At 73.0% G+C, this 26,413-nt stretch carries 21 protein-coding genes; 13 read left to right on the top strand and 8 right to left on the bottom strand.

What is annotated here, in order from left to right; all coding sequences use genetic code 11:
* Positions 1–29: 29 nt before the first annotated feature.
* Positions 30–1,685: a D-glucuronyl C5-epimerase family protein gene (locus BAW75_RS12030; RefSeq protein ID WP_051611076.1), complete on the bottom strand. Its 1,656-nt coding sequence runs from the start codon at positions 1,683–1,685 to the stop codon at positions 30–32.
* A 101-nt stretch (positions 1,686–1,786) separates the two neighbouring features.
* Positions 1,787–2,725, bottom strand: a complete 939-nt coding sequence (locus tag BAW75_RS12025) for a LysR family transcriptional regulator (protein WP_104113621.1) — start codon at positions 2,723–2,725, stop codon at positions 1,787–1,789.
* Positions 2,726–2,760: 35 nt separating this feature from the next.
* Here BAW75_RS12025 and BAW75_RS12020 point away from each other — a divergent pair, with 35 nt between their 5' ends.
* From BAW75_RS12020 to BAW75_RS11985, 8 genes are all read left to right on the top strand, one after another.
* The gene (locus tag BAW75_RS12020; protein ID WP_208635235.1) at positions 2,761–3,492 is read left to right on the top strand and encodes a succinate dehydrogenase cytochrome b subunit; all 732 of its coding nucleotides are present in this window, start codon (positions 2,761–2,763) and stop codon (positions 3,490–3,492) included.
* Position 3,493: 1 nt separating this feature from the next.
* Complete coding sequence (locus BAW75_RS12015; protein ID WP_104113620.1) at positions 3,494–5,431, top strand: fumarate reductase/succinate dehydrogenase flavoprotein subunit; 1,938 nt, start codon at positions 3,494–3,496, stop codon at positions 5,429–5,431.
* The gene (locus BAW75_RS12010; RefSeq protein WP_030499798.1) at positions 5,428–6,180 is read left to right on the top strand and encodes a succinate dehydrogenase/fumarate reductase iron-sulfur subunit; all 753 of its coding nucleotides are present in this window, start codon (positions 5,428–5,430) and stop codon (positions 6,178–6,180) included. The genes BAW75_RS12015 and BAW75_RS12010 overlap by 4 nt, the downstream gene beginning before the upstream one ends.
* A gap of 142 nt (positions 6,181–6,322) precedes the next feature.
* Entirely contained in the window at positions 6,323–7,507 is a 1,185-nt protein-coding gene (locus tag BAW75_RS12005) for a zinc-dependent alcohol dehydrogenase (protein ID WP_064447499.1), read from the top strand.
* Positions 7,504–8,445, top strand: coding sequence for an SDR family NAD(P)-dependent oxidoreductase (locus tag BAW75_RS12000; RefSeq protein WP_043325083.1), 942 nt, complete (start codon positions 7,504–7,506; stop codon positions 8,443–8,445). The genes BAW75_RS12005 and BAW75_RS12000 overlap by 4 nt, the downstream gene beginning before the upstream one ends.
* Positions 8,446–8,527: 82 nt before the next feature.
* Positions 8,528–9,673 carry an MBL fold metallo-hydrolase gene (locus tag BAW75_RS11995; RefSeq protein ID WP_104113619.1) on the top strand — a complete coding sequence of 382 codons (1,146 nt, stop codon included), beginning with the start codon at positions 8,528–8,530 and terminating at the stop codon, positions 9,671–9,673.
* A gap of 109 nt (positions 9,674–9,782) precedes the next feature.
* Positions 9,783–10,460 (top strand): sugar transferase, encoded by a 678-nt coding sequence (locus BAW75_RS11990; RefSeq protein WP_244206089.1) that lies wholly within the window; start codon positions 9,783–9,785, stop codon positions 10,458–10,460.
* Positions 10,457–11,101 (top strand): NeuD/PglB/VioB family sugar acetyltransferase, encoded by a 645-nt coding sequence (locus BAW75_RS11985; RefSeq protein WP_104113617.1) that lies wholly within the window; start codon positions 10,457–10,459, stop codon positions 11,099–11,101. The genes BAW75_RS11990 and BAW75_RS11985 overlap by 4 nt, the downstream gene beginning before the upstream one ends.
* Positions 11,102–11,108: 7 nt before the next feature.
* On the opposite strand, the gene BAW75_RS11980 is transcribed toward BAW75_RS11985, so the two are convergent.
* Complete coding sequence (locus tag BAW75_RS11980) at positions 11,109–12,620, bottom strand: deoxyguanosinetriphosphate triphosphohydrolase family protein (RefSeq protein WP_104113635.1); 1,512 nt, start codon at positions 12,618–12,620, stop codon at positions 11,109–11,111.
* 48 nt (positions 12,621–12,668) lie between these two features.
* A complete protein-coding gene (locus BAW75_RS11975) occupies positions 12,669–14,123 on the bottom strand; it encodes a D-glucuronyl C5-epimerase family protein (RefSeq protein WP_167435558.1) in 1,455 nt (484 codons plus the stop codon).
* A gap of 210 nt (positions 14,124–14,333) precedes the next feature.
* Between BAW75_RS11975 and BAW75_RS11970 the strand changes: the two genes are divergently transcribed.
* Complete coding sequence (locus tag BAW75_RS11970) at positions 14,334–16,829, top strand: Tex family protein (protein ID WP_104113634.1); 2,496 nt, start codon at positions 14,334–14,336, stop codon at positions 16,827–16,829.
* A 431-nt stretch (positions 16,830–17,260) separates the two neighbouring features.
* The gene (locus BAW75_RS11965; protein ID WP_104113633.1) at positions 17,261–17,695 is read left to right on the top strand and encodes a hypothetical protein; all 435 of its coding nucleotides are present in this window, start codon (positions 17,261–17,263) and stop codon (positions 17,693–17,695) included.
* On the opposite strand, the gene BAW75_RS11960 is transcribed toward BAW75_RS11965, so the two are convergent.
* Positions 17,658–18,668: a DUF389 domain-containing protein gene (locus tag BAW75_RS11960; protein WP_104113615.1), complete on the bottom strand. Its 1,011-nt coding sequence runs from the start codon at positions 18,666–18,668 to the stop codon at positions 17,658–17,660. The genes BAW75_RS11965 and BAW75_RS11960 overlap by 38 nt on opposite strands.
* Before the next feature lie 214 nt (positions 18,669–18,882).
* Between BAW75_RS11960 and BAW75_RS11955 the strand changes: the two genes are divergently transcribed.
* From BAW75_RS11955 to BAW75_RS11945, 3 genes are read left to right on the top strand one after another with little or no spacing between them, the layout of a single operon-like run.
* Complete coding sequence (locus tag BAW75_RS11955) at positions 18,883–20,013, top strand: DegT/DnrJ/EryC1/StrS family aminotransferase (protein ID WP_104113614.1); 1,131 nt, start codon at positions 18,883–18,885, stop codon at positions 20,011–20,013.
* Complete coding sequence (locus BAW75_RS11950) at positions 20,010–21,218, top strand: glycosyltransferase family 4 protein (RefSeq protein ID WP_104113613.1); 1,209 nt, start codon at positions 20,010–20,012, stop codon at positions 21,216–21,218. The genes BAW75_RS11955 and BAW75_RS11950 overlap by 4 nt, the downstream gene beginning before the upstream one ends.
* Positions 21,218–22,426, top strand: coding sequence for a glycosyltransferase (locus BAW75_RS11945; protein WP_104113612.1), 1,209 nt, complete (start codon positions 21,218–21,220; stop codon positions 22,424–22,426). Before BAW75_RS11950 ends, BAW75_RS11945 begins: the two co-directional genes overlap by 1 nt.
* Here BAW75_RS11945 and BAW75_RS11940 read toward each other — a convergent pair.
* The 3 genes from BAW75_RS11940 to BAW75_RS11930 are packed head-to-tail and all read right to left on the bottom strand — an operon-like array spanning position 22,363 to position 26,396.
* The gene (locus tag BAW75_RS11940; protein ID WP_104113611.1) at positions 22,363–23,742 is read right to left on the bottom strand and encodes a glycosyltransferase; all 1,380 of its coding nucleotides are present in this window, start codon (positions 23,740–23,742) and stop codon (positions 22,363–22,365) included. The two genes, BAW75_RS11945 and BAW75_RS11940, sit on opposite strands and share 64 nt — an antisense overlap.
* 54 nt (positions 23,743–23,796) lie before the next feature.
* Positions 23,797–25,119 carry an oligosaccharide flippase family protein gene (locus tag BAW75_RS11935; RefSeq protein WP_083297124.1) on the bottom strand — a complete coding sequence of 441 codons (1,323 nt, stop codon included), beginning with the start codon at positions 25,117–25,119 and terminating at the stop codon, positions 23,797–23,799.
* Positions 25,116–26,396: an O-antigen ligase family protein gene (locus tag BAW75_RS11930; protein WP_146074833.1), complete on the bottom strand. Its 1,281-nt coding sequence runs from the start codon at positions 26,394–26,396 to the stop codon at positions 25,116–25,118. The genes BAW75_RS11935 and BAW75_RS11930 overlap by 4 nt, the downstream gene beginning before the upstream one ends.
* Between the last annotated feature and the right edge of the window lie 17 nt (positions 26,397–26,413).

Genomic DNA, 26,413 nt, shown 5'->3' with positions numbered 1-26,413 from the left:
CGCCGGCCGACGCCGGCGCGGCGGTCCGGTCAGCGGCGGATCACCGCGCCGAAGCCGAGCCAGCGACCGGCGTACGGCCCCTCCACGAGGCGGACGTGCTCGCGGCCGTTGAGCACCGAGCGGCCGTCGATGGCCACCGCGTCACCGACCCGGTAGGTGGTGGGCACCGACTTCATCAGCCCGGCGGCGTCGATCGAGTACGCCGGTGGCGCGTCGACGGCTATCGTGCCGGGCCGGTGCAGCTTGTAGCCGAACCCGGCGCAGATGCCGACCTGGTACCGGTAGGGCGAGTACTCCTGCACGTAGTAGCCGGCCAGGGTGCCGGCGGTGATCGCGTACCAGATCCCGGTCTGCCGCATGATCTTCACGCGGTCGCCGGAGGGCGCGGCGCTGGCGCGGGCCAGCGTCATCTTCGTCCGCGCGGTCACCGTGCCGGCGCTGTTGAACTTGTACGCGGTGTGCGTGCCGGAGGAGAACCGGATGTTGCCCTTCACGCCGTAGGGCGGGTAGTCGGTGTACCAGAGGTCGGCGAGCTGGGCCAGGTACGTGTCACCGGTGATGGCGTACTGCTGGACGAACTGGAACATGTGGGTGGAGTGGTACTGGCCGGCGTCGATGCCGTGGGTCAGGCAGTAGCGGCTGCGCCAGTGCCGCACCCGGGTCTTCTCCCACACGTCCCGGTAGGTGGTGATCGCGCCCTGCAGCATGAGTTTGGCGTCGGCGTTGCGGGTGAGCACCCAGTAGTCGTAGAGGCCGTACGCGGAGAACATGTGCCCGTTGTAGGTGCGGTCGCCGCGGACCGCCTTCGGGTGCGGGTACTCCTCCAGCCACAGCAGACCGTCGACCACGTACACGCCCCACGGCTGGCCGGCCGCCGCGGGCAGCAGGTACGAGGCGAAGGTGGCGTCCGCGGCGCCCTTCCACTTCGTCTCGCCGGTGCGCTGGTAGAGCCGGGTGAACAGGCTCAGCGCCTGCCCCTGGGCCATCATCGAGTACCAGGGCGCCGGGTAGAGGTCGGGGCCGCCGTGCAGCCGGTGGTCGAACGGGTACGGATAGAACCACGCGCCGGAGCGCAGCGTGCGGCGGTCGATCAGGCGCTGCGCCTGCCGCTTCGCCCGGTCCAGGTATGTCAGGTTCCCGGTGATCCGGTGCGCCTCCATCAGGTGCAGGCCGTACTGCGCCTGCGCGACCGGGTGGTCGTAGAGCCGGCCGCCGAGGCGCACCATGCGCACCCCGGTGGAGTCGTGCACACCGGGATCGACGAGCGGGACCGGCGAGGTCATGTGGTAGGGCTCGATGCCGATCGGCAGTTCCCGGATCTCGAAGTCGTCGTACCGGAACTGGAACGGCACCGACGCCGCGCCGGCGTACCGGCGGGTCGGTCCGCCGACGCGGCCGGCGCCCGGGGTGGAGGCCGCGCGCGGGGCGAGCCGGGGCATGTCCCGGGCCGGGATCGCGGACAGGTTCGGCAGTGGCTCGACCGGCCCCGGCGGGCCGATCTCCAGGGCCGGGTCGATGACCGGGTCCGCCGGCGCCAGGAGCGAGGTCGCCGGTGACGCCGCGGCCCAGGCGGGGCCACCGCCGAGCAGCGGGACCGAGGCGGCGGCCAGGGAGCCGGCGACGACGGCACGCCGGCTCAGTGCGGGTGTCGGGCCGGCGGCCCCGGACGGGTCTTGATGGCGCATGCGAACCTCCCGTGTCTTCACATGCCGGGCATCAGCCTTCCCATGCTGTTCCGGTCGGCCGGGACGAGCAAGGACATTCGTCGCGACATGTCGGAGATCCGTCAAGTGGCGGCAAGCGGCTCGACACCGGCGGGGAGCTGGTCGGCGGCGGTGGCGTCGTGGACGTACTCCAGGAGGATGCGGCGCAGCTCGCGCCCGGCGTGGGTGGGGACCACGTCGCGGCGGCGGGCCACCGCGATGGTCCGGCGGACGCCGGGCGGTACGAGCCGGGTGACCCGGATGCCGGCGCGGCGGGCCACCACGATGCCGGGCACCAGCGCGACGCCGAGCCCGGCCTCGACGAAGCTGAGCACGGCGTCCATCTCTCCGCCGTCGACGGACAGGGTCGGCTCGAACCCGGCCGCCCGGCACGCCTGGAGCGTGGCGTCGCGCAGGTCGTAGCCCTCGCGGAACATGACCAGCGGCTGGTCGCGCAGGTCGGTGATGGACAGCTCGCCGGTGGCCGAGGCGCCGGGCAGCGGGTCGACGGAGGCGACCACCAGGCTCTCGCGCAGGATCGGGTCGGCGCGCAGCCCCGGGTCGGTGCCGGCCGACGGCATGATGATCAGGGCGAGGTCGAGGTCGCCGCGGAGCAGGTCCCGGACGAGGTCCTGCGAGCCGCCCTCCTCCACGCGCAGGTCGATCGTGGGGTGCGCGTCGCGGAACCGGCGCAGCACCGGCGGGGCGAGCGAGGTGGCCAGGCTGGGCGTGGCGCCGAGCCGGACGCGACCCCGGCGCAGCCCCACCAGTTCCTGCACCTCGCGGGTGGCGGTCTCCACGTCGGCGAGGATCCGCTTGGCCAGCGGCAGCAGCACCTCGCCGGCCGCGGTGAGGGTGATGTTGCCCCTTACCCGTTCGAACAGCGGGGCCCCCAGGTCGGCCTCCAGCGCGTGAATTTGCTTACTCAACGAGGGCTGGGTTATGCCGACAAGATCGGCCGCCTGGGTGAAATGTCGTACTTCGGCGACCGCCACGAAGTACCGAAGCTGATGGAGCTGCATCTACATAGCCTACGGCTATCAACGCTGCGATTTCGATGCATTGGACGCCTGATCGAAGTGCTCCTAGCGTCGTTCGCGTGGTAATCACGAAAACTCGGTCGCCCATCCGCTCCAATGTCGGCCTCAAGGCCGTCATGGCGGTGACGGGCATCATTCTGGTGCTGTTCCTGATCGCGCACATGCTCGGCAACCTGAAGATCTTCACGGGCGAGACCTCGTTCGACCACTACGCGCACTGGCTGCGCGACATCGGCACGCCACTGCTGCCGACGACGTGGTTCCTGTGGATCCAGCGCACCGTGCTCACCGTCGCCGTGCTGGGGCACATCGGCGCGGCCACGCTGCTCGCGATGCGGTCCCGGGCCGCCCGCCCGGTGCGGTACGCGCACCGCCGCAAGATCCACGTGAACTACGCGGCCCGCACGATGCGCTGGGGTGGTGTGATCATCCTGCTCTTCGTGATCTACCACATCCTCGACCTGACCACGGGTCACCTGAACCCGAAGGGCGACCCGGCCAACCCGTACGGCAACGTCGTCGCCGACTTCGCGCCGGAGCGGTGGTACGTCACGCTCTTCTACACCCTCGCGCTGGTGACCCTCGGCTTCCACCTGCGCCACGGCGCGTTCAGCGCGTTCCGCAGCCTCGGCCAGCAGACCCCGAAGGGCGAGCGCCGGGCCAGGATCGCCGCGCTCGTCTTCGCCGTCGCGCTCGTCGGCGGCTACCTGCTGGTCCCGTTCGCCGTGATCACCGGATTGGTGTCCTGACATGGATCTGTACCGCGAAGGCGACCCGATCGCCGACACCCGGGCCCCGGACGGCCCGATCGAGACGCGGTGGGAGCGCCACCGCTTCGAGATGAAGCTGGTCAACCCGGCCAACCGCCGCAAGATGACGGTGATCGTGGTCGGCACCGGCCTGGCCGGCGGTTCCGCCGCCGCCACGCTGGCCGAGCAGGGCTACCAGGTGCGGTCCTACTGCTACCAGGACAGCCCGCGCCGGGCCCACTCGATCGCCGCGCAGGGCGGCATCAACGCCGCCAAGAACTACCGCAACGACGGCGACTCGGTGCACCGCCTCTTCTACGACACGGTCAAGGGCGGCGACTTCCGCTCCCGCGAGTCGAACGTGCACCGGCTGGCCGAGGTGTCGGTCAACATCATCGACCAGTGCGTGGCGCAGGGCGTGCCGTTCGCCCGCGAGTACGGCGGCCTGCTGGACACCCGCTCCTTCGGCGGCGCGCAGGTGCAGCGCACCTTCTACGCCCGGGGCCAGACGGGCCAGCAGCTGCTGCTCGGCGCGTACCAGGCCCTCGAACGGCAGATCGGCCTGGGCAACGTGGAGATGAACGCCCGCCACGAGATGCTCGAACTGGTGATCGTCGACGGCCGGGCGCGCGGCATCGTGGTCCGCGACATGGTCACCGGCGAGATCAGCACCGAGATGGCCGACGCGGTGGTGCTCGCCACCGGCGGCTACGGCAACGTCTTCTACCTCTCCACGAACGCCAAGGGCTGCAACGTCACCGCCTCCTGGCGGGCGCACCGCAAGGGCGCGTACTTCGCCAACCCCTGCTACACGCAGATCCACCCGACCTGCATCCCGGTCTCCGGCGACCACCAGTCGAAGCTGACCCTGATGAGCGAGTCGCTGCGCAACGACGGCCGGGTATGGGTGCCCAAGGCCAAGGGCGACCAGCGCAGCCCCCGGGAGATCCCCGAGGACGAGCGGGACTACTACCTGGAGCGGATCTACCCGTCCTTCGGCAACCTGGTCCCCCGCGACATCGCCTCCCGCGCCGCGAAGAACGTCTGCGACTCCGGACGCGGCGTCGGCCCGACCGGCCTCGGCGTCTACCTCGACTTCGCCGACGCGATCAACCGGCTCGGCCGCAAGGCCATCGAGGCCAAGTACGGCAACCTCTTCGAGATGTACGAGCGGATCACCGGCGAGGACCCGTACGAGGTGCCGATGCGGATCTACCCCGCCGTGCACTACACGATGGGTGGCCTCTGGGTCGACTACGACCTGCAGTCGAGCATCCCCGGCCTGTTCGTGATCGGTGAGGCCAACTTCTCCGACCACGGCGCGAACCGGCTCGGCGCCTCGGCGCTGATGCAGGGCCTCGCGGACGGCTACTTCGTGCTGCCGAACACGCTCGCCAACTACCTGGCCTCCTCCGGCCCGCTGGACAAGGTCGACGCGAGCCACCCCGAGGCGGTCGCGGCGCGTACCGACGTCGAGGACCGGATCAAGCGGCTGCTCGCGATCAACGGCGACCGCACCGTGGACTCGTTCCACCGTGAGCTGGGCCAGATCATGTGGGAGCACTGCGGCATGGAGCGCTCCGAGGCCGGGCTGCGCAAGGCGATCGACGAGATCCGCGCGCTGCGCGAGCAGTTCTGGCAGCGGGTGCGCGTGCCGGGCGACGGCGAGGGGCTCAACCAGTCGCTGGAGAAGGCCGGCCGGGTGGCCGACTTCTTCGAGCTGGCCGAGCTGATGTGCATCGACGCGCTGCACCGCGAGGAGTCCTGCGGCGGTCACTTCCGGGCCGAGCACCAGACGCCCGACGGCGAGGCGCAGCGCGACGACGACCGGTTCGCGTACGTGGCGGCCTGGGAGTACACCGGCACCGGTGAGCCCGTGCTGCACAAGGAAGACCTGACCTTCGAATACGTCCACCCCACGCAGCGGAGCTACAAGTGAACCTGACCCTGCGCATCTGGCGCCAGCACGGCCCCGAGGACAAGGGTCGGATGGTGACCTACCCGGTGCAGGACGTGTCCCCGGACATGTCCTTCCTGGAGATGCTCGACGTGCTCAACGAGCGGCTGATCCTCGACGGCGAGGAGCCGGTCGCGTTCGACCACGACTGCCGCGAGGGCATCTGCGGCATGTGCAGCCTCATGATCAACGGTGAGGCGCACGGCCCGCAGCGCGGCACCACCGCCTGCCAGCTGCACATGCGGCAGTTCTCCGACGGCGACACGATCGACATCGAGCCGTGGCGGGCCCGGGCCTTCCCGGTCGTCAAGGACCTGGTGGTCAACCGCAACGCGTTCGACCAGATCATCGCCGCCGGCGGCTACGTCACCGCGCCGACCGGCAGCGCACCGGAGGCGCACTCGGTGCCGGTGCCGAAGGCCGACGCCGACGCCGCGTTCGAGTCGGCCGCCTGCATCGGCTGCGGCGCCTGCGTGGCGGCCTGCCCGAACGGCTCCGGCATGCTGTTCACCGCCGCGAAGATCACCCAGCTCTCGCTGCTGCCGCAGGGCCAGCCGGAGCGCTACACCCGGGTGATCGGCATGGTGGACGCGCACGACGAGGCCGGCTTCGGCGGCTGCACGAACATCGGCGAGTGCGCGGCGGCCTGCCCGAAGGGCATCCCGCTGAACACCATCGGCCGGCTCAACCGGGACTACCTGAAGGCGACCGCCAAGCGCGCCGGCTCCTGACCGGACACGGCACGACCCACGCGACCGCCGCACCCGCATCCAGGGGTGCGGCGGTCGCGCTCGTACGGGGGCCGCCGCCGATTCAAGCCGCCTCTCGCGGGTAGCAGTCCGATGGACGGCACCGGAGAGGGGACATACAGGCATGAAGGCACTGACCTGGCACGGCAAGCGGGACGTTCGCGTCGAGGACGTCCCGGACCCCCGGATCGAGGAGCCGACCGACGCGATCGTCCGGATCACCTCGACCGCCATCTGCGGTTCCGACCTGCACCTGTACGAGGTGCTCGGGCCGTACCTGAAGCCCGGCGACGTCCTCGGGCACGAGCCGATGGGCGTCGTCGAGGAGGTCGGGCCCGGGGTGACCCGGCTCAAGAAGGGCGACCGGGTGGTCGTCCCGTTCAACATCTCCTGCGGCTCGTGCTGGATGTGCGAGCGGCAGCTCTACGCCCAGTGCGAGACCACGCAGGTCAAGAGCCAGGGCAAGGGCGCGTCCCTGTTCGGCTACACCTCGCTGTACGGCTCGATCCCCGGCGGCCAGGCCGAGTACCTGCGCGTGCCGCAGGCCCAGTTCGGCCCGATCACGATCCCGGACACCGGCCCGGACGAGCGCTGGCTCTACCTCTCCGACATCCTGCCCACCGCCTGGCAGGCGGTGAAGTACGCGGACGTCCCGCCCGGCGGCACGCTCGCCGTGTTCGGGCTCGGCCCGGTCGGGCAGTTCAGCGCCCGGATCGGCCGGCACCTCGGCGCGGGCCGGGTGATCGGGCTGGACCTGGTCCCCGAGCGGCTGGAGATGGCCCGCCGGCACGGCATCGAGGTGCTCGACGTCAGCCAGCTCGACGACGTGCCCGGCACGCTCATCGACCTGGTCGACGGGCGCGGCCCGGACGCGGTGATCGACGCGGTCGGCATGGAGGCGCACGGCGCGCCGCTGGGCAAGATGGCCCAGACCGCCGCCGGGCTGCTGCCGGACAAGCTGGCCCAGGCGATGACCGACAAGGCCGGCGTGGACCGGCTCGTGGTGCTGCACGCCGCGCTCAAGGCGGTACGGCGCGGCGGCACCGTGTCGATCTCCGGCGTGTACGGCGGCGAGCAGGACCCGATGCCGCTGATGGAGATGTTCGACAGGGGCATCCAGCTGCGCATGGGCCAGTGCCACGTACGCCGCTGGGTCGACGAGATCATCCCGCTGCTGGAGCGCGACGACGACCCGCTGGGCGTCGAGGACCTGCGGACCCACCGGCTGCCGCTGACCGACGCGCCGCGGGCGTACGAGATGTTCCAGAAGAAGGAGGACGGCTGCGTCAAGGTCGTGCTCGCGCCGTGACCCGGACGGTGGTCGTCACCGGCGCGACCAGCGGGATCGGCCGGGCGACCGCCCTGGAGCTGGCGGGCCGCGGGGACCGCCTGGTCCTCGCGGCCCGCTCCCCCGCCACGCTCGACGAGGTGCGCGACGAGTGCCGGGCCGCGGGCGCGCGGGCGATCGCCGTACCGATGGACGTGACCGAGCCCGGCGCGGTGGCCGCGCTCGCCGACGCGGCGCAGGCCGAGTACGGCCGCGTCGACGCCTGGGTGCACACCGCCGCGGTGATGTCCTACGGCCGTTTCGACGAGACACCGGCCGAGGTGTTCGAGCAGGTGGTCCGCACCGACCTGCTGGCCGCCGCGGCGGTGGCCCGGGAGGCGCTGCTCCGGTTCCGGGCCGGCGGCGGCACGCTCGTGCTCACCGGCTCGGTGCTCGGACACATCACCGCGCCCTACATGAGCGGCTACGTGGCCGCCAAGTGGGGCCTGCAAGGGCTGGCCCGCACGCTCCAGCAGGAGGCACGGGAGACGCCGGGCGTCGCGATCTGCCTGGTCAACCCGGGCAGCGTGGACACACCCGTCTACCGGCAGGCGGCCAACTACCTCGGCCGGGTCGGCCGTCCGCCGCCGCCGATCGCCTCGCCCGAACGGGTGGCGCGGGCCATCGCGCACTGCCTCGACCGGCCGCGCCGCGAGGTGTCGGTGGGGCGGCTCAACGTGGTCATGCGCTTCGGCTTCACCGCCCTGCCCGGGGTGTACGACGCGCTGGTCGGACCGCTGATGCGCCGGGCCGGGCTGACCCGGCAGCCGATCGCCGCCCACCGGGGCATCGTGTTCACGCCGAACCCGGCCGGTGAGGCGGTCCGCGGCGGGTGGCTGCCGGAGGTGTCCCAGGTGGTCCGGGCCGTGGGCGGACGCGCGGCGACTGTGGCGTCCGCGGTACGCCGCCGGCTGCCCTGACCGTGGCGTGGGTGGCCGGCGTGCGGGCGGACCGGGACGACTGTGGTTACCGTGTACGGCGGGACACGGCGGAGGGACGAGTATGCGGGAAGCAACGGGGCAGGAACCGGACCGGACGCGCGGCGGGCGGGTGTGGAAGCTCGCCGGGCTGGCCGCCGTCGCCGGGCTGGCCTGGACGGCGCGGGACGTACCGGCGCAGCTCGGCGGACGGCTCACCGGCGCCCGGGCGGAACGGGCGGCCCGGTCACCGCGCTTCCGCGACGGCACCTTCCACAACCCGGCCGGCGCCAGCGCCACCATGGTCGCCGACCCGGGCCGCAACCTGCTCCGGGAGCTGGTCTTCGGCAAGCAGAAGCGGCGGCCGGGCAGCCCGGTGCCGCTGCTGCGCCCCGGCGCCGCGCCGGCCGCCGACCCGGCCCGCGAGCTGAACGTCGTCTGGTACGGCCACGCCTCCACGCTCGTCGAGATCGAGGGGCAGCGGGTGCTGCTCGACCCGGTGTGGAGCGACAGGTGCTCCCCGTCCGGGCTGGTCGGCCCGCGGCGCATCCACGAGCCGCCGGTCCGCCTCACCGACCTGCCCCCGCTCGACGCGGTGCTGATCTCACACGACCACTACGACCACCTCGACATGGAGACCGTCCGCACGCTGGCCGATCTCCAGTCCGCACCGTTCGTGGTGCCGCTCGGCGTCGGCGCCCACCTGGCCCGCTGGGGCGTACCCGAGCACCGGATCGTCGAGCTGGACTGGTCGGAGAGCCACCGGGCCGGCGGGCTGACGCTCACCGCCACCGCCGCGCAGCACTTCTCCGGGCGCGGACTGCGCCGCGACGGCACGCTGTGGAGCTCCTGGACGATCACCGGTACGCACCGGAAGGTCTTCTACACCGGCGACTCCGGCTACTTCGACGGATACGCCGCGATCGGCGCCGAGCACGGCCCGTTCGACGTGACGCTGATGCAGATCGGCGCGTACGACAGGGCGTGGCCGCACATCCACATGTTCCCGGAGGAGGCGGTCGCCGCCCACCTCGACGTACGCGGCGGACTGCTGGTGCCGGTGCACTGGGGCACGTTCAACCTGGCCCTGCACGACTGGTCCGAGCCGGTGGACCGGCTCTGGGCCGAGGCGAAGGCGCGCGACGTGCGGCTCGCAGTGCCGCGCCCGGGCGAGCGGGTGGTCGTGGACGAGCCGCCGGCGGTCGACGGCTGGTGGCAGTCGGTCGCCTGAGCCACGCCGAAAAATTCGGACAAGGCAATCTTCTGCGCATATTTGCGTACTCTGTTCGCTGACGAGTCAGCGGCCGGAGGACAGCATGCAGGTTCGCCTCTCCCCAGGCGTGGAAGACCCCCGCACACCCACACCGCAGGCAGGCGTCGCCGCCACCGTCAAACGGGGTGTCGACGTCGTCGTCTCGGCGACCGCCCTGCTGGTGACGGCACCGATCCTGGCCGCGGTGGCGGTCGCGGTGCTGCTCGGCATGGGCCGCCCGGTCCTCTTCCGCCAGCGGCGCATCGGCCGGTACGGCGGGGAGTTCACCATCCTGAAGTTCCGGTCCATGGCGGGCGGCGGCGACGGCTTCTCCCCCGGCGACGACCAGGCACGGCTGACGCCCCTGGGGCGTTGGCTGCGGGCCACCAGCCTGGACGAGCTGCCCAGCCTCTGGAACATCCTGCGCGGCGACATGAGCCTGGTCGGCCCGCGCCCGTTCCCGACCAGCTACCGCGACCTCTACACGCCGGAGCAGTTCCGCCGGCACGACGTCCGGCCCGGCCTCACCGGGCTCGCGCAGGTCAACGGCCGCAACGAACTGGGCTGGGCGGAGCGTTTCGCCTACGACCTGCGCTACGTGGAGCACTGGAGCCTGCGGCTGGACGCCCGCATCCTGGCCCGGACCGCAGTCGCGGTGCTGCGGCAGCAGGGCATCAGCGCGCCCGGCGCCGCCACCGCGCACGAGTTCCGTGGCACCGCCGCGGAGGATCCGGTGGCGGCGACCGCGGGAAGCGGGTCCCGGTGACCCTCGACCTCGTCGTCGTCGGGTGCGGCGGCCACGGCCGGGAGATCGCCCAGATCGTGGCGGCGGTCAACGAGTCCGCCGCGCGGCGGCCGTGGCGGCTGGCCGGCTTCGTCGACGACAACCCGTCCGAGCAGAACCGCAAACGCGCCGAGTCGTGTGGCGCGCCGTACCTGGGGACCGTGGCGGCGCTCGGCCAACTACCGCCGCAGACCCACGTCGTCCTCGGCCTGGGCGACCCACGTGTCCGGCAGAAGGTGGGCGCGCGGGTCGACACGTACGGCAGGCCGGCGGCGAGTCTCGTCCACCCGGACGCCACCGTCGGCCCGGACCTGGTGTCGGCCGAGGGCCTGGTGGTGTTCGCCGGTGGCCGGATCACCACCAACGTCACCGCCGGGCGGCACCTGCACGTCAACCAGAACGCCACACTCGCGCACGACTGCGTGGTCGGCGACTACGTCTCCCTGCACCCGCTCGCGGCCGTGTCGGGCGACTGCCGCCTCGACACCGCCGCGCTGATCGGAGCGGGCGCGGTGGTGCTCCCCGGCCTGCGGGTCGGCGCCGGTGCGACGGTCGGCGCCGGCGCGTGCGTGGTACGCGACGTGCCGCCGGAGATCGTGGTCAAGGGAGTACCGGCCCGCTGAGCGGCCCTCAGAGCACGAAGGCGTCGGTCCAGAGCGCGCCGGAACGGCCCGACAGCGCGTCCAGCATGGCCACCGCCTGACCGTCGGTGAGCTGCGCGACGAAGTCGACGATCGCCCGGCCCCGGGCCCGGCCGATCCGGTCCGGGGTACGCGGGTGCAGCTCCGCCTCGGCCAGCTCCACCAGGTCGTGCAGCCGGCGCGGCAGCCGGGACTCCTCGTCCGGGTCCAGCAGCCACTCCCAGAGCGCCTCCACCAGCGTGCCCAGCAGCCGGGCCTGGCCGCGCTGGTGCAGCGCCAGGTCCGGGCGGGCCAGCACGAACCGGTGGTGCACGAACTTGAGCACCTGCACCTCGTGCCACTGCGCCTTGGCCAGCAGCACGTACCCGGAGCGGACGTGCGGGTCCGGGGTCACCGTGATGGCGTCCACGAAGCGGGTGGACCAGCGCGCGGAGAACCGGGCGACGTACTGCTCCGCCTCGATCGAGCCGTCGAACGGCAGCGCCAGCAGCCCCTCCACCAGCTCCTCGCGAACGTGTTCGACTGCGGCGGCGAACGCCTCGTCGTCGGCGATCCAGCCGTCCTTGCGGTGCAGTTGCCGGCGCAGCCGCTCGATCGCCGCGCCGGGGCGCCGGCCCGCCGCCTCCAGCGCGGACGCGGTGATCGACCGCAGGTGCCCGCACTCGCGCTGCCAGGCCATCAGCTCGGCCGCCACCGCGCCCTGCTGGAGCACCCCGACACGGTAGAAGTCCTCCACGTCGTGGATCGCGTACGCGATGTCGTCGGCGGTGTCCATCACCGACGCCTCGGGCGTCTGCTGCCAGTCCGGGATGCGGCCGGCGAACGGCTCCCGCGCCTGACGCAGGTCGTCCAGCTCGGTGCGGTACGCGCCGAACTTCACCGACCCGCTCTCCGGGTCCTCCGGCGGGGCCGCCGCGCCGCGGGGCGCCGGGTCGAGGTGCCGGGGGTGCGGGTCGGGATGGTCCAGCCGGGTCCACGGGTACTTCAGCATGGCGGCCCGGACCGCCGCGGTCAGATCCAGCCCGGTGGTCGCCGCGCCGCGGATCTCGGTGCTGGTGACGATCCGGTACGACTGGGCGTTGCCCTCGAAGCCGTCGGCCAGCCCGAGCCGCTGCCGGGCCAGCCGGTCCAGCACCCGCTCCCCCAGGTGCCCGAACGGCGGGTGGCCGAGGTCGTGCGCGAGCGCGGCGGCCTCCACCACCTCCGGGTCGCAGCCGCCGAGCTTGTCCAGCAGGTCCCGGTACACCGGGTCGGCCATCAGCCGCTCGGCGATCGCGCGCGCCACCTGGGCGACCTTCAGGCTGTGGGTGAGCCGGTTGTGCACCAGAAGCCCCGACCCGCCGGGACTGATCACCTGGGTGACGCCGTTCAGCCGGGCGAAGAACGGCGAGCCGACGATCCGGTCCCGGTCGGCCCGGAACGGGCCGGCCGCCAGGTCGCCGAGTGCCCGGGCGCTGCCCCCGAAGAGCCGCCGGGCCCGCGGATCCGCAGGTGCCTCCATGATCGCCACGCTAGCGCAGCGACTCGCCCGGCGCGCCACGACCTGTGTCTAGGGCAGCGGGGGCGCGTCCCCCAGCACCAGCCCGGGGGCCGCCGGCAGCCAGTAGCCCAGGTAGGTGCCGGCGGTGACCTGGTAGCTCAGGCGGCCGTTCACCCAGGCACTGGCCCCCATCGGCGCGCCCGAGGTGCGCGGGAAGGTGACGGTCTTGGACCCGACCACCTGCCACCTGCTGTCGTAGGCGTAGCCGGTGTAGGTGCCGGGCTCCACGGTCAGCAACCGGGTGGGCGCGTACGTGTGCTGGACGAACTTCCCGGCGAGCCACCGGTTCGCGGCGTCCTCCGCGACGAACATGCCGGCGAACACGCCGTTGGCCATTCGGTAGTAGACGCCCCGGCCGGTCACCCGGACGCGCTGGTCGGCGGTGGCGGTGGAGAAGCGGATCAGATTGATCGACTTCTGCGCGACGATCCGGCCGGCCGCATCGAACTGGTAGGCGACGTGGGAGCCGGGACCGAACCACACGATGCCGTCGACCGGTGGGTACGGATAGTCGGCGCGCAGCACGTCGGCGTACGCGGCGAACACGCCGGCATGGGTCAGCTGGTGCAGCGAGAGCATCTGCTGGGTGTGCACCTGGTGGTAGCTCGGGTAGGAACGCGCGCAGCCGACCGAGTACCGGCTGGCCCACTGCGGGACGCGCAATATGGCCGGCACGTACCGCCGCACCGTCGTGGCCGTCCCGTCCATCAGGCTCACCGCCCGGCTGTCCCGGGTGATCCGCCAGTAGTCGTACACGCCGTAGAACGCGTAGATCATGCCGTTGAGGACCCGTTCCCCGCGCACCCCCGGGCTGTCCGGGTATTCCTCCAGCCACAGGTAGCCGTCCGCGTCGGTCCAGCTGACCCAGGGCACGCCGAGCTGCGGTTCGAGCGTGAGGCTGAGGAACGTGCGGTCCGCCGCCGTACGCCAGGTGGCGTCGCCGGTCACCTCGTACAGCCGGACGAACAGGCTGAGCAGCTCCCCCTGCGCCATGGCGCTGTACCAGGGCGCCTGGAGCACCAGCCCGGTGCACCGGGGCAGGTCGAAGGGGTACGAGTACCACCACGCCCCGCGGGACTCCACCTTGCGGTCCAGGTTCCGCCGGGCCTGCGCGATCGCCCGGTCCAGGAAGAAGCGGTCACCGGTGACCTGGTAGGCGTTGAGGTTGTCCAGCCCCCAGTCGGCCTGGACCACCGGGTGGTCGTAGAGGACGTCCTGCCAGTTGAAGAGCCGCACCCCGGAGGCGTCGTGCGCCAGCGGGTCGGTCCGCGGGACTGTCATCTGCCGCGAGGTCGGTGAGACCGAGCCGGGCAGCAGGCGCGGCAGGTAGCCGTCCCGGGCGTACGCGCTGAGCGTCGCGCTCCGCTCGGGGAGGGCCGCCGCCGCGCCGGTCACCGGCGTCCCCGCCAGGCCGAGGGCGAGCACCGCGGCCACCGGCGCGCGCCAGGACAGGCGGATCCTCATGGGACCTCCAAGGTCGGGATTGTGCCTCCCATCCCAGCAACCTCTTGTCGCTTTTGCCACCCTCGTTTCATCATGCGTGGAATAGACGTACATAACATGAATACTTCTGACTTTTAGGTATCCTCCGCCGGACGCGGACGGGCGCGGACGCCGGCGTCGCACCGGGACGGCAGAATGCACGGGAACCCACCCGAGAAGGCGGATCAGATCGTGACCCAGTCAGTGCACCAGCGGATCGCCGAGGAACTCGGCGTCGCCGAACGTCAGGTGCGGGCAGCAGTCGAGCTGCTCGACGGCGGCGCCACAGTGCCGTTCATCGCCCGCTACCGCAAGGAGGCCACCGGCCTGCTCGACGACGCGCAGCTGCGCACACTGGAGGAGCGCCTGCGCTACCTGCGCGAGCTGGACGAGCGGCGCGCGGCGGTGCTGGAGTCGATCCGCAGCCAGGGCAAGCTCGACGAGGCGCTGGAGGCGCAGATCCTCGCCGCCGACTCGAAGTCGCGCCTGGAGGACATCTACCTGCCCTACAAGCCGAAGCGGCGCACCCGCGCGCAGATCGCCCGCGAGGCCGGGCTGGAGCCGCTCGCGGACACGCTGCTCGCCGACCCGGCGCAGGACCCGAAGGCGGTCGCCGCCGGGTTCGCCGACCCGGACAAGGGCGTCGCGGACGCCGCCGCCGCGCTGGACGGCGCGCGGGCCATCCTGATCGAGCGCTTCGGCGACGACGCCGACCTGATCGGCACGCTGCGCGAGCAGATGTGGTCGCGGGGCCGGCTGGTCTCCCGGGTACGCGAGGGTCAGGAAACCGCCGGGGCGAAGTTCGCCGACTACTTCGACTTCGCCGAGCCGTACCCGAAGCTGCCCTCGCACCGCATCCTCGCCATGTTCCGGGGCGAGAAGGAGGGCGTGCTGGAGCTGACCATGGATCCGGAGGCCGACGGGGACGCCGACGCGAACCCGGGCCCCAGCCGGTACGAGGCCGCCGTGGCGGGACGCTTCGGCGTCAGCGACCAGGGACGGCCCGCCGACAAGTGGCTGGCCGACACGGTGCGCTGGGCCTGGCGTACCCGGATCCTCATCCACCTCGGCGCGGACCTGCGGATGCGGCTGTGGCAGGCGGCCGAGGAGGAGGCCGTGCGGGTCTTCGCCACCAACCTGCGTGACCTGCTGCTGGCGGCGCCGGCCGGCGCGCGTCCCACCATGGGTCTGGACCCGGGCCTGCGCACCGGCGTGAAGGTGGCGGTGGTCGACGCCACCGGCAAGGTGGTCGCCACCGACACGATCTACCCGCACGAGCCGCGCCGGCAGTGGGACGCCTCGCTGCACACGCTCGCCACGCTCGCCGCCGCGCACGGCGTCGAACTGGTCGCGATCGGCAACGGCACCGCCAGCCGGGAGACCGACAAGCTCGCCGCCGACCTGATCAAGCAGCACCCGGAGCTGAAGCTGACGAAGGTGGTGGTCTCCGAGGCGGGCGCGTCGGTCTACTCCGCCTCCGCGTACGCCTCGCAGGAGCTGCCCGGCCTGGACGTCTCGCTGCGCGGCGCGGTGTCGATCGCCCGCCGCCTCCAGGACCCGCTGGCCGAGCTGGTGAAGATCGACCCGCGGTCGATCGGCGTCGGGCAGTACCAGCACGACCTGTCCGAGGTGAAGCTGTCCCGCTCGCTCGACGCGGTGGTCGAGGACTGCGTCAACGCGGTCGGCGTGGACGTCAACACCGCCTCCGCGCCGCTGCTCACCCGGGTGTCCGGCATCGGCGCCGGGCTGGCCGAGAACATCGTGCTGCACCGCGACGCCAACGGGCCATTCCGCACCCGGGCGGAGCTGAAGAAGGTGCCCCGGCTCGGGCCGAAGGCGTTCGAACAGTGCGCGGGCTTCCTGCGCATCCCCGGCGGCGACGACCCGCTGGACTCCTCCAGCGTGCACCCCGAGGCGTACCCGGTGGTGCGTCGCATCCTCTCCTCCACCGGGCAGGACCTGCGCGCGCTGATCGGCAAGTCGGCGATCCTGCGCGGCCTGCGCGCGACCGACTTCGTCGACGACACGTTCGGCCTGCCCACCGTCACCGACATCCTGGCCGAGCTGGAGAAGCCGGGCCGCGACCCGCGCCCCGAGTTCCGCACCGCGACGTTCGTCGAGGGCGTGGAGAAGATCAGCGACCTGACGCCGGGCATGGTGCTGGAGGGCGTGGTCACGAACGTGGCCGCGTTCGGCGCGTTCGTCGACGTGGGCGTGCACCAGGACGGTCTGGTGCACGTCTCGGCCATGTCGCACACGTTCGTCAAGGACCCGCGCGACGTGGTGAAGTCCGGCGACGTGGTGAAGGTCCGGGTGCTCGACGTGGACGTGCCGCGCAAGCGGATCTCGCTGGCGCTGCGGCTGGACGACGAGGCGCCGGCCGGCGGCGGGCGCCCGGCGAGCGGCGACGGCCGGGGCGGCTCCGGTCCGCGGCCGGGCGGCCAGGGCCGGGGCGGCCAGGGTCGCGGCGGGCAGGGCGGAGGCGGCCAGCGCGGCGGCTCGGGCGGCGGCCAGGGTCGCGGCGGGCAGGGCGCCGGCCAGCGCGGTGGCGGGCAGGGCGGCGACCAGCGCGGTGGCGGGCAGGGCGGCGGGTCGCGCGGTGGCCAGCAGCAGCGGCCCGGGCGCGGTGGCGGCGCCCCGCTCAACGACGCCATGGCGGAGGCGCTGCGACGGGCCGGCCTGGCCTGACACGTCCCGCTGCCGGGCCGAGGTCACGAACGCCTCAGCCCGGCAGCCCCGCCGGGGAACCGCGACGCGCCGGCCCGTGTCGCGGTCACGCGCCCCGGCAGGGCGACGGCCGCGGGGACGGGCCGAGGCACCGGCATGGAACCCTTGATCAACACGATCTCGCCGAGGTGGTGGTATCAGAGGCTCCGCGACACCACCACTTCGGCGAGCTGGAGTTGATCACACCGGGCAGCGCGCCGGGAAAGGGACGGGTCACGCCTGCCGGAGCCGCGAACACCACTCACCAAGCGCGTTGTTGACCAAGGAGTTTGTGGCCTGTTCGGGGCGTTCGACTGACACAAACCCCTTGATCACCGCAGCCTCGGCGGTGCGCGCGCCGGGCCCGACGGCCTGTGCGCCGGGCGGGGCCGGTTCCGCGTACCCTCGCGGTCGTGGGCGGTGAGGACGACGAGCGGTGGCGGGAGCGGCGACGCCACGCGGTGCGGGCGCACGCGGAGGCCGCCGCCCGCGAACGCGAGGCCGAGCAGGCGGAGGCCGCGGAGCTGGTGGCCCGGTTCGCCGCCGAGGCGCTGCGGCGCGGGCTGCGCGCCGGCCGGCTGACCGCGACCGGGCACGACGGGCGCGGTCGCTACCGCACGCGGATCACCGGCTGGTACGTGGACCGGGCGCACAGCCGCGCGGTGGACACCGACGGGCGTTTCTACCTGCTCACCGTGCCGCCGGGCCTGCGGACGCGGCTGCTCGGGGCGGACCCGCCGCCCAGTCCGCCGCCGCTCGTGGTCGGCCGGGGCGGCCGGGACGGCGAGTCGGTGCCGCTGGCGACCCTGCTCAGCCGTCGTCTCGACGCCGGCGACGACTGGCGCTGACCGGGGCCGGACGCCGGTCTGCCCGCTGCCGGGGCACCGCGTGCGCGGCCCGCCGGGCGACGTGCCGCCACCAGCACAGCTGGACCGCGAGCGTGAGCAGCCCGGCGAGCACGATCGCGGCCAGGTTGATCACCAGTTGGAGGGCGGAGCCGGCCGCCTCGTGCCACACGCCGTACGCGGACGCGACGGCCACGTTCGCCGCCGCCGGCACTGTGGTCACCGAGATCAGCACACCCACGAGCGAGCCGGACTTCTTCGAGGTCAGCGACAGCATGCCGGCCACGCCGGCGAGCAGGCCCACCACCCAGGACAACGCGTCCGGACGCCAGATGAAGTCGGTCATCGGCCGTTCCGCCAGCAGCATGTCCCGGTCGACCAGGCCGGCCGCGGTGAGCGCCCAGGTGCTCAGCGCGGTGGCCGCCATGGCGACGAGGAAACCGACCGTCAGCGCCTTGACCGAGTGGCCGACCACGCGCGGCTGACGCCGCAGCAACGCCACGCAGAGCGCGGCGAGCGGACCGAACTCGGGGCCGACCACCATCGCGCCGACGATCAGGATGGGCTGGTCCAGCAGCACGCCGATTCCGGCGATCATGGTGGCCACCACGATCAGGGCGAGGAACGTGCCGGTGAGCACCGTCTGCTCGCCGGTCTTCGCGGCGATCTCGTCCCACACCACGGCGTCCTCCCCGTGGCCGGGGGCTTCTTCGGCGGCCCGGTCGGCCGCCTCGGACAGGGTCAGCTCGACGTCGTTGGTGGCGATCGCGCCGTGCGCCTCGACGCCGAGTTCCTGGAGCCGGCTCAGTACGCCGTCGGCGCTCTCCCGGACCACGTCGCAGGTGACGTAGTCACCCGCGGGCTGGCGGGCGGCGCCCGGCAGCACCACGAGGTGCGTGACGCCGGGGTCGGCGGCCAGCAGCTCCACGACCGCCGACGACTGGTCGCGCGGCGCGATCACCCTCAGGTGCAGCACTCGGGACTCCCGGATCGTTGATTCCTGGCGGGGCCGCCGAACTCTACTCGTTCCCGGGCTCAGCGGTTCCCGGCTCGACGGCGTCGCGCGGCACGATCGTGTGCTTTTCGGCACGAACACGGCGTACGCCATCACTCCTTGCCGGTTGTCCCGTTTTACCGTCCGTGACCCTTCGCTGCCACGACCGTGATCCCGCTGCGGGGACGGAGGCTCGATGACCGGCCGGATCTACCTTTCCCCGCCCGACGTCGGGCCCCTGGAGGAGTCATACGTGCTCCGCGCGATCCGCTCCGGTTGGGTCGCGCCGCTCGGCCCCGAGGTGGAGGCGTTCGAGCGGGAGGTCGCGGACCGCGTCGGGACGGCCGGCGCGCTGGCCCTGAACTCCGGCACGTCCGCGCTGCACCTCGCCCTGCTCGCCCTGGGGGCCGGGCCGGGAAGCGTGGTGGTGGCGCCGACGATGACGTTCGCGGCCACCGCCAACGCCGCGGTCTACACCGGCGCCGAACCCGTCTTCGTCGACTGCGACCCGGCGACCGGAAACATGGACGTGGCAGCGCTCGCCGAGATGCTCGGCATGCTGCGCCGATCCGGCGAGAAGGTCGCCGCGGTACTGATCGCGGACATGTTCGGCACCTGCGCCGACTACGACGCGCTGCTGCCGGTGTGCGAGGCGGCGGGCGTGCCGGTGGTCGAGGACGCCGCGCAGGCGCTCGGCGCGACCTACCGCGGGCGTCCGGCCGCCTCCTTCGGGCGGCTCAGCGCGCTGTCGTTCAACGGCAACAAGATCATCACAACGTCCGGTGGGGGCATGCTGCTCTCCGACGACGAGGCGTTGCTGGCCCGCTGCCGGCACCTGGCCACCCAGGCGCGCGAGCCCGTGCCGCACTACGAGCACGTCGACGTGGGTTACAACTACCGGCTCAGCAATCTGCTCGCCGCACTCGGCCGGGCCCAGTTGCACCGGTTGGACGGAATGATGCGCCGGCGCCGCCTGGTGCGCGAACGGTACGCCAAGCTGTTCTCCGGCGTGCCCGGGGTCCGCCTGCTCGGGGACGGGGACGAAGGCTCGAACTGCTGGCTGACCAGCATCGTGGTCGACCCCGAACGGACCGGGTGGGCGGCGGCGGAACTCGGGGCCCACCTGTCCGCGCGGGACATCGAGACCCGGCACGTGTGGAAGCCGATGCACCGGCAGCCGGTTTTCGCCGGGTGCCGATCGGTCGTGACGGGCGCCTCGGACCGCCTGTTCGCCCAGGGCCTCACGCTACCCAGCGGCTCCGTCCTGGACGACGGCCGTCTGGCGCGGGTCATCGGCGCCGTCGAGCAGTTCCTGGACGCCCGGTGACGGCCGGCGCGGGCACGCGCCCGCTGCGGATCGCCGTCCTGCTCAAGACCGACCAGGGTGGACTCTGGATCGTCCCGCAGGTGGAGGAACTCCGCCGCCGCGGGCACGAGGTCGTGGCGATCCTGCCGCGCGAGACCGGGCGGCTCACCGGGGAGCTGCGGCAGCGAGGTGTCGAGGTGCACGACTCGCCGTTCGACTTCCGCTTCCGGCCGCGCCCGTCGACGCTGCGGGACCTGTGGCGGCTGCGCCGCCTGATCGGCCGGATCCGCCCGGACGTCCTGAAGTACCACCTGTACGCGTCAGCGCTCGCCGCCCGCTTCGCGAGCCTACGCATGCCGCTGCGGCGGGTGCACATGGTGGCCGGGCCGCTGTACCTGGAGTCTCCGCTGATCAAGCTGGTCGAGCGGGTGTTGTGGCGGCTCGACCACGTCACCATCTGCGGCACCGGCCACACCTCCGGCCTCTACGGCGCGCTCGGATGTCCCGCGTCCCGGCGCCCGGTCGTCACCTACGGCGCCCGGACCGCGCACTTCGCCGACCTGGAGGGCTCGACCGGCCGGCGGGAGGTACGGGCGAAGGCGCGCGCCGAACTCGGCATCGAGGAGGATGCATTCGTCGTCATCATGGTCGCCTACGTCTATCCACCCCGGAAGCTGGTCCACCAGGGCCGCGGCATCAAGGGACACGACGTGCTGCTGGCGGCGTGGCGCGAGTTCCGCGCCGCCCACCCGGACGCCCGGCTGCTCCTGGTGGGCGCCGGTTTCTCGGCGGCCGGCGAGGCGCACCGCCGCGAGTTGATCGGCCGTTTCGGGGTCGACCGCGATCCGAGCGTGACGTGGTTGACGTCGGTGTCGGACGTCCGGGCCTGCTACCGTGCCGCCGACGTGAGCGTCAGTCCCTCGCTGTCCGAGGGACACGGCGCCGCCTGTGAGGCGGGAGCCACCGGGGTGCCCAGCATCGTCAGCGACGCCGGCGGTCTGCCCGAGACGGTCGACGAGACGACCGGCTGGGTGGTGCCGCGCAACGATGTGGCCGCGCTGGTCGCCGGACTGGAGCAGGCCCACCGGGAGTTCACCGACGGACGGCTCCGCCTGCGCGGTGAGCGGGCCCAGCAGTTCGCCCTGCGGCACTTCGACAACCAGGTGGCGGCCGCCGACGTCGCCGACGTGGTGGAGGCCGTCTGCCGCACCGGTGGGAGATCCTGATGCGGGTCGTGGTGACGTCCGAGTCCCGCTTCACCCGGACTCCCGACGGCGCGGTGTGGGTCGAGGCCGGGCCGGACAACTCGATCTGGCGACGCTACCTGGTCGCCTTCGACCGGGTGCGCGTCGCCGCCCGGGTCCGGGACGTCGACCGACGGCCGGAGGCCGCGGCCCGGGTCGACGGGGACGGCGTCGAGGTGTGGGCGTTGCCGTACTACGTCGGGCCCCGGGGTTACCTGCTCGGGCGGCGGGCGATCGCCGAGGCGGTGAGCGCCGCTGCGGAACCAGCGGACGCCGTGGTGCTCCGGGTACCGTCACCGATCGGCTCACTGCTGGCCCGGGCGCGTAGCCGGGCGCGGCTCCCGTACGCGCTCGAAGTGATCGGCGATCCGTACGACGTGCTCGCCCCGGGAGTCGTCCGGCATCCGCTGCGGCCGCTGCTGCGCACGCTGTCCACCCGGACGCTGCGCGGGCAGTGCCGCGAGGCCGCCGCGGTGGCGTACGAGACGGAACGGCGCCTGCAACGCAGGTATCCCACGTTGCCGACCACGCCCACGGCCGGCATCTCCAGCGTCGACCTGCCGCCGGCGGCGTTCGTGCCGCGGGCCCGGCCGGTCCGGCGGCTCCCGGACGAGGCGACAGTGGTTTCCGTCGGCTCGCTCGAACAGCTCTACAAGGGGATCGACACGCTCATCTCCGCGTTGGCGCTGATGCCCGCCGACGGTCCCCGGGCTCGGCTCGTGCATGTCGGCGTGGGCGCCTACCGCCCCCACCTGGAGCGGTTGGCCGACCGGTCGGGAGTGGCCGACCGGCTGAGGTTCACCGGTCCGCTGCCCGACGCCGACGCGGTCCGCCGCCAACTGGACGCGGCCGACCTGTTCGTGATGCCGTCCCGCACCGAGGGCCTGCCCCGGGCGCTCATCGAGGCGATGGCCCGGGCGCTTCCGGCGATCGGTTCGACCGCCGGGGGCATCCCGGAGTTGCTCGATCCGGAGTGCCTGGTTCCACCCGACGACCCGGCCGCTCTGGCCGCCGCCGTCACCGCGATGCTGGCCGACCCGCGCCGGCTCGCGGACGCCTCGGCCCGCAACCTGCGCCGGGCACATGACTTCTCCGCCGAGACGCTGGACGCCCGCCGGGCGTCGTTCTACCGGACCGTCGCCGAGACCGCCGCCGGACCGGGCGGGCCTGCTCGTCGTCCCGTCCGCTGACGTCCGGCGGCGTCCCGGAGGATGTCGAGGTAGCGGCCGAGCTGATCCTCCCGGAACAGTCCGTCCAGCGCGGTGGCCGGCACGGCCGGCACCCGCCCGGTCCGCTCCTTCACGGCCAGCCACTCCCGCAACTGGGACGCGATCGCGGCCGGGTCGTTCGCCACGACGCCCGCGCCGCGTTCGCGCAGCAGGCGTGCGGCCACGCCGTTCTCGTAACCGAGCAGCAGGACGGGGCGGCGGGCCTGGAGATAGTCGAAGATCTTGCCGGTCATCGTGCCGGCGTCCCGCGGATCGTTCCACATGAGCAGGACCAGCGCGTCCGCGTCGGCCTGGATCCGCCACGACTTCTCCGGCGAGACCGGGCCGAGCAGCGTGACGGAGTCGGCCACGCCGGCCCGCTCGGCGGCGGCGCGGGTGATGCCGTGGTCCTCCCCCGCGAAGATCACATGCACCCGAGCGGCGTCCGCGCCGAGCAGGGCGATCGCGTCGACGAGCGGGCCCGGGTCACGCCTGCCCGGATAGATGTAACCGGTGTGTGCGAGCGTCAGAGTGGCCCCCGACGCATCGACGCCAGCGGGAGTCGCGGCGGACTCCGCCGGCACCGGCCGACGGTCGATGCCGTTCATCACCACACGCGTCCGCACCCCGAACGTGTGGTGGATCGTGTCGGCCAGCGGCTCCGAGACCGTCACGCACGCCGCGACCGTCCGCAGCACTCGCCGCTCCAGCCTCTTGTCGACCGCTCGGCGTAGCGCTGTCCGGACCCAGTGGTCGTTGCCGACCGACCACAGATCCCGGTAGTCCGCGACCCAGGGCGCCCGGAACCGCCGGGCGAGCGTCGCGGCCACCACGAACCCGGAGAAGGGCGGGCCGGACGCCAGGATGACGTCCGGGCGCCAGCCCGCGGCGGCCCGGTCGAAGGTGCGCGCCGGTGGACGGATCCAGTTGAGCTGCGGGTCCGGCAGCAACAGCTCCATGCCGACCTTCACCAGGAGGCGATCGGCGCCGGCGCGGATCCGCCGGAGCCGGGATGGCGACGCTGTTCCGCCGCCGGTCACCGCGCCGCCCCCGCCTCGGCCGGGCCGTGGCAGCCGTGGTGACGGCGCGACCCGGATCAGGTGCTCCTCGGGCACCGGGACGGGAACCGTGCCCTGGTTCGCCCCGACCGCTGTCAGTACCCGGACGTCCCACCCCTGTCGTGCCGCGAACGCCGCGAGGGCCGCGGGACGGCGGGCGCCGACGGTCTCCGCCGGTGGGAAGTGGTACGAGACGATCAGCAGGCGCGGTGCCGGCTCCGGATGCAGGTCGTTCGTCATGCAGGGATAAACGATTTCTTCCCGGACAAGAAATGACGAAAGGTGTCGAACGCCTCACCCCTGCGACACGAGTTGCGGCGCGGGGCGGGGACGACCGCGGTCCCGGCCGGCCGCCGTCACGACCCGCAGCGACATCAGCCACCCGACGCCGTACGCCAGCGCGCCGGACACCCCGAACGCCCACACCGCGGTCAGCGGTGACCCGCCGACCAGAGCCACCACGGACACGGCTCCCGCCACCAGCGCGACGCGGCCCGCGTCCCAGGCGAGCTGAAGACCCTGTCGTTCGAACACGACAAGCGTCTGCGACAGCGGAGAGACCACGAGTTGCGCCGCCATGAAGACGGCCAGGGCCTGGGCATAGGCGCCGCTGCTGTGCCACTGCGCGCCGAAGACCAGGCTGAAGGCCGCGGGCGCGCCGACCACCACGAGGAGCGCGCCGGGACCGGCGACCAGCGCCAGCCTCCGGCTGGCGCGCAGAAACGCGCGCCGGCCGCTCCGGGGCTGCTCCCTGGCGATCCGGGCGATCTCCCCCAGGTAGACCTGGGCCACCGCGGACGCCACGAGCGCGGCGGGCATGGCGAGCACCCGCTGGGTCAGTCCCAGCCAGCCGGCCACCGCCGAGCCGTACCAGTAGGCGATGAGCAGCACCGGCAACTGCGTGCCGAGGACGTTGAGCAGACCGGACGGGGCCAGGAGGAACGGGAACCGCCGGTACCGGCGTGCGACCGCCAGCAGGCGTGGCGGCCGCCGGCCGGCCCGGGCGGTCGCGCCGCGCCGACGGGCGTCCCGGAGCAGGACCGCGGCGGCCGCGACCTGACCGAACCCGAAGCCGAGCGCCAGGCCACCGGGGCGAAGTCCCGCCACTCCGGCCACGATCTGGGTGACCACCACCGCCACGGACTGGAAGAGGTTGCGCCGGCCGATCGCGCCGTAACGACGGTGCCGCACCGCGAACTGGTTCAGCACGAGGACGACACCCATCGCGGCGGCGGAGGGCGGCACCACCCAGAGCCAGCGGGCCAGTTCGGGCTGACCGAACCAGAGCGCCGCCCGGTCCCCCGCCAGCAGGACGACCGCCGATGCCAGGATCGCCGTGCCGGCGGCCGCGACGAGGCCGAGCCGCACCAGCGCGCGTGCGTCCTCCTCCCGCTCGGGAAGCGGAACGGCCATCTCGAACCGGAGCGCGGCCACCGTGCCCACTGTGAGCACGAGCGCGGCGACCACGGCGAGCACGCCGAAGTCAGCCGGGCGGTAGAGCCTCGCGAGCAACGGGACCGCGGCCAGCGCCAGCAGTTGACCGCCGGCCGACCCGGCGGCGATGCCGAGCACTCCGCGCCGCCCGCTCGACATGGCGAGCCGCGCCCGCCACCTCACCCAGCGACCCCCGGGCGGTCGACCGGCCGCGTCCGCCCGCCGCGAGCCCGTACCCCGGCGGGCAGTGTCGCCCCGGCCAGCACGAGCACGCCGAGGGCCAACGCGGCGAAGAGCGGACGACCGGCGTTCACGTCCCCGGACGTCGACACCGCCACCACGTTGAAGGCCAGCACGGCCAGGACGAACCCAGCCACCGGATCACGCCTGGTTGCGCGCCAGAGCCCCGCCGCGACGACCACGGTGGCCAAGATGAAGGCCCCGCCCACCAGCCAGCCCGCCTCGGCCGGCAGCTCCAGCCACAGGTTGTGCGGATAGTTGTGCACGAGCATGCCGGAGTAGTCGCCCCAGTTGCCGTAGCCGACGCCGCCCGGATTCTCGGCGATCATCGGCACGCTGACCTCCCGCATCTCCGCTCGGGCGGTGCCGAACATCTCCTCGCTCGGATCGACCAGGAGCGCGTACACCCGGGGCGGCAGCAGCGACGGCAGGGCGATGACGGCGAGCACCAGGCCGCCCATCAGGCCCAGACCTACCCACTCACGCCGGCCCCGCCGGATCTTCAGGCGGAACCCGGCCAGCACCAGGATGAAGAGGGCCACCACAGTGGCCAGCAGCGGTCCCCGGGAGCCGGTCGCCAGAAGACCGAGGCCGAGCAGCACCGCCAGGCCCGCCGCCCACCACGCCGCCACCCGTTTGCGCAGATAGAGCCAGGTGAGAGCGACGAGCGCACCGCCGATTGCCCGGGCCAGCCAGATCGGGTTGGAGCCGAAGCCGTCGGCCCGGCCGTCCTGCGGATCACCGTTGAGCGTGGCGATCGCGAGCACCACCCCCGACAGGACGAAGACGGCGGCGAACATCTCGACGTCACGCCGCCCGCGCAGCACCGCCACCGCCGCCGTGGCGAACACGGTCAGCGTCATGAGCAGCAGGAACTTCTGCCGGCCGTAGTCCGTCTCCGGCGGGTGCAGGATTCCCGGCAAGGCGAGGACGCCGAAGACCACGAGGGTCCAGAAGATCACTGTCCGGGACCGCGAGGCCGGACGGAGCAGCTCGTGCAGGAGCAACGGGACCGCGAGCACCACTGCGGCGATCAGGAACCCGCGGCCGACCATGCGCGGGAACTGGTCGAAGTTGAGCACCAGCACCACGGCGGTGGCGCGCAGCACCGTCGAGACGACACCACCCGTGCGCCGTACCGGTGTCTCCGGTCCTGCGGGCCCACCGGGGCCGCGGACCGTGCCGATCGCCGACGACCGGCGGCTGTCCTGCATCACCATCACGTTCGAGCCTCCTG

This window comes from Micromonospora chalcea (genome assembly GCF_002926165.1).
Taxonomy (GTDB): domain Bacteria; phylum Actinomycetota; class Actinomycetes; order Mycobacteriales; family Micromonosporaceae; genus Micromonospora; species Micromonospora chalcea.
Note: the sequence above shows the minus strand (reverse complement) of the source record. Positions and strands in the feature narration are given on the sequence as shown.

What these genes read in the sequence shown, in the direction of transcription:
- BAW75_RS12030 (WP_051611076.1), bottom strand. Translation starts at nt 1,685, where the DNA reads ATGCGCCATCAAGACCCGTCCGGGGCCGCCGGCCCGACACCCGCACTG.
- BAW75_RS12025 (WP_104113621.1), bottom strand. Translation starts at nt 2,725, where the DNA reads ATGCAGCTCCATCAGCTTCGGTACTTCGTGGCGGTCGCCGAAGTACGA.
- BAW75_RS12020 (WP_208635235.1), top strand. Translation starts at nt 2,761, where the DNA reads ATGCATTGGACGCCTGATCGAAGTGCTCCTAGCGTCGTTCGCGTGGTA.
- BAW75_RS12015 (WP_104113620.1), top strand. Translation starts at nt 3,494, where the DNA reads ATGGATCTGTACCGCGAAGGCGACCCGATCGCCGACACCCGGGCCCCG.
- BAW75_RS12005 (WP_064447499.1), top strand. Translation starts at nt 6,323, where the DNA reads ATGAAGGCACTGACCTGGCACGGCAAGCGGGACGTTCGCGTCGAGGAC.
- BAW75_RS11995 (WP_104113619.1), top strand. Translation starts at nt 8,528, where the DNA reads ATGCGGGAAGCAACGGGGCAGGAACCGGACCGGACGCGCGGCGGGCGG.
- BAW75_RS11980 (WP_104113635.1), bottom strand. Translation starts at nt 12,620, where the DNA reads ATGGAGGCACCTGCGGATCCGCGGGCCCGGCGGCTCTTCGGGGGCAGC.
- BAW75_RS11975 (WP_167435558.1), bottom strand. Translation starts at nt 14,123, where the DNA reads ATGAGGATCCGCCTGTCCTGGCGCGCGCCGGTGGCCGCGGTGCTCGCC.
- BAW75_RS11955 (WP_104113614.1), top strand. Translation starts at nt 18,883, where the DNA reads ATGACCGGCCGGATCTACCTTTCCCCGCCCGACGTCGGGCCCCTGGAG.
- BAW75_RS11945 (WP_104113612.1), top strand. Translation starts at nt 21,218, where the DNA reads ATGCGGGTCGTGGTGACGTCCGAGTCCCGCTTCACCCGGACTCCCGAC.
- BAW75_RS11940 (WP_104113611.1), bottom strand. Translation starts at nt 23,742, where the DNA reads ATGACGAACGACCTGCATCCGGAGCCGGCACCGCGCCTGCTGATCGTC.
- BAW75_RS11930 (WP_146074833.1), bottom strand. Translation starts at nt 26,396, where the DNA reads ATGGTGATGCAGGACAGCCGCCGGTCGTCGGCGATCGGCACGGTCCGC.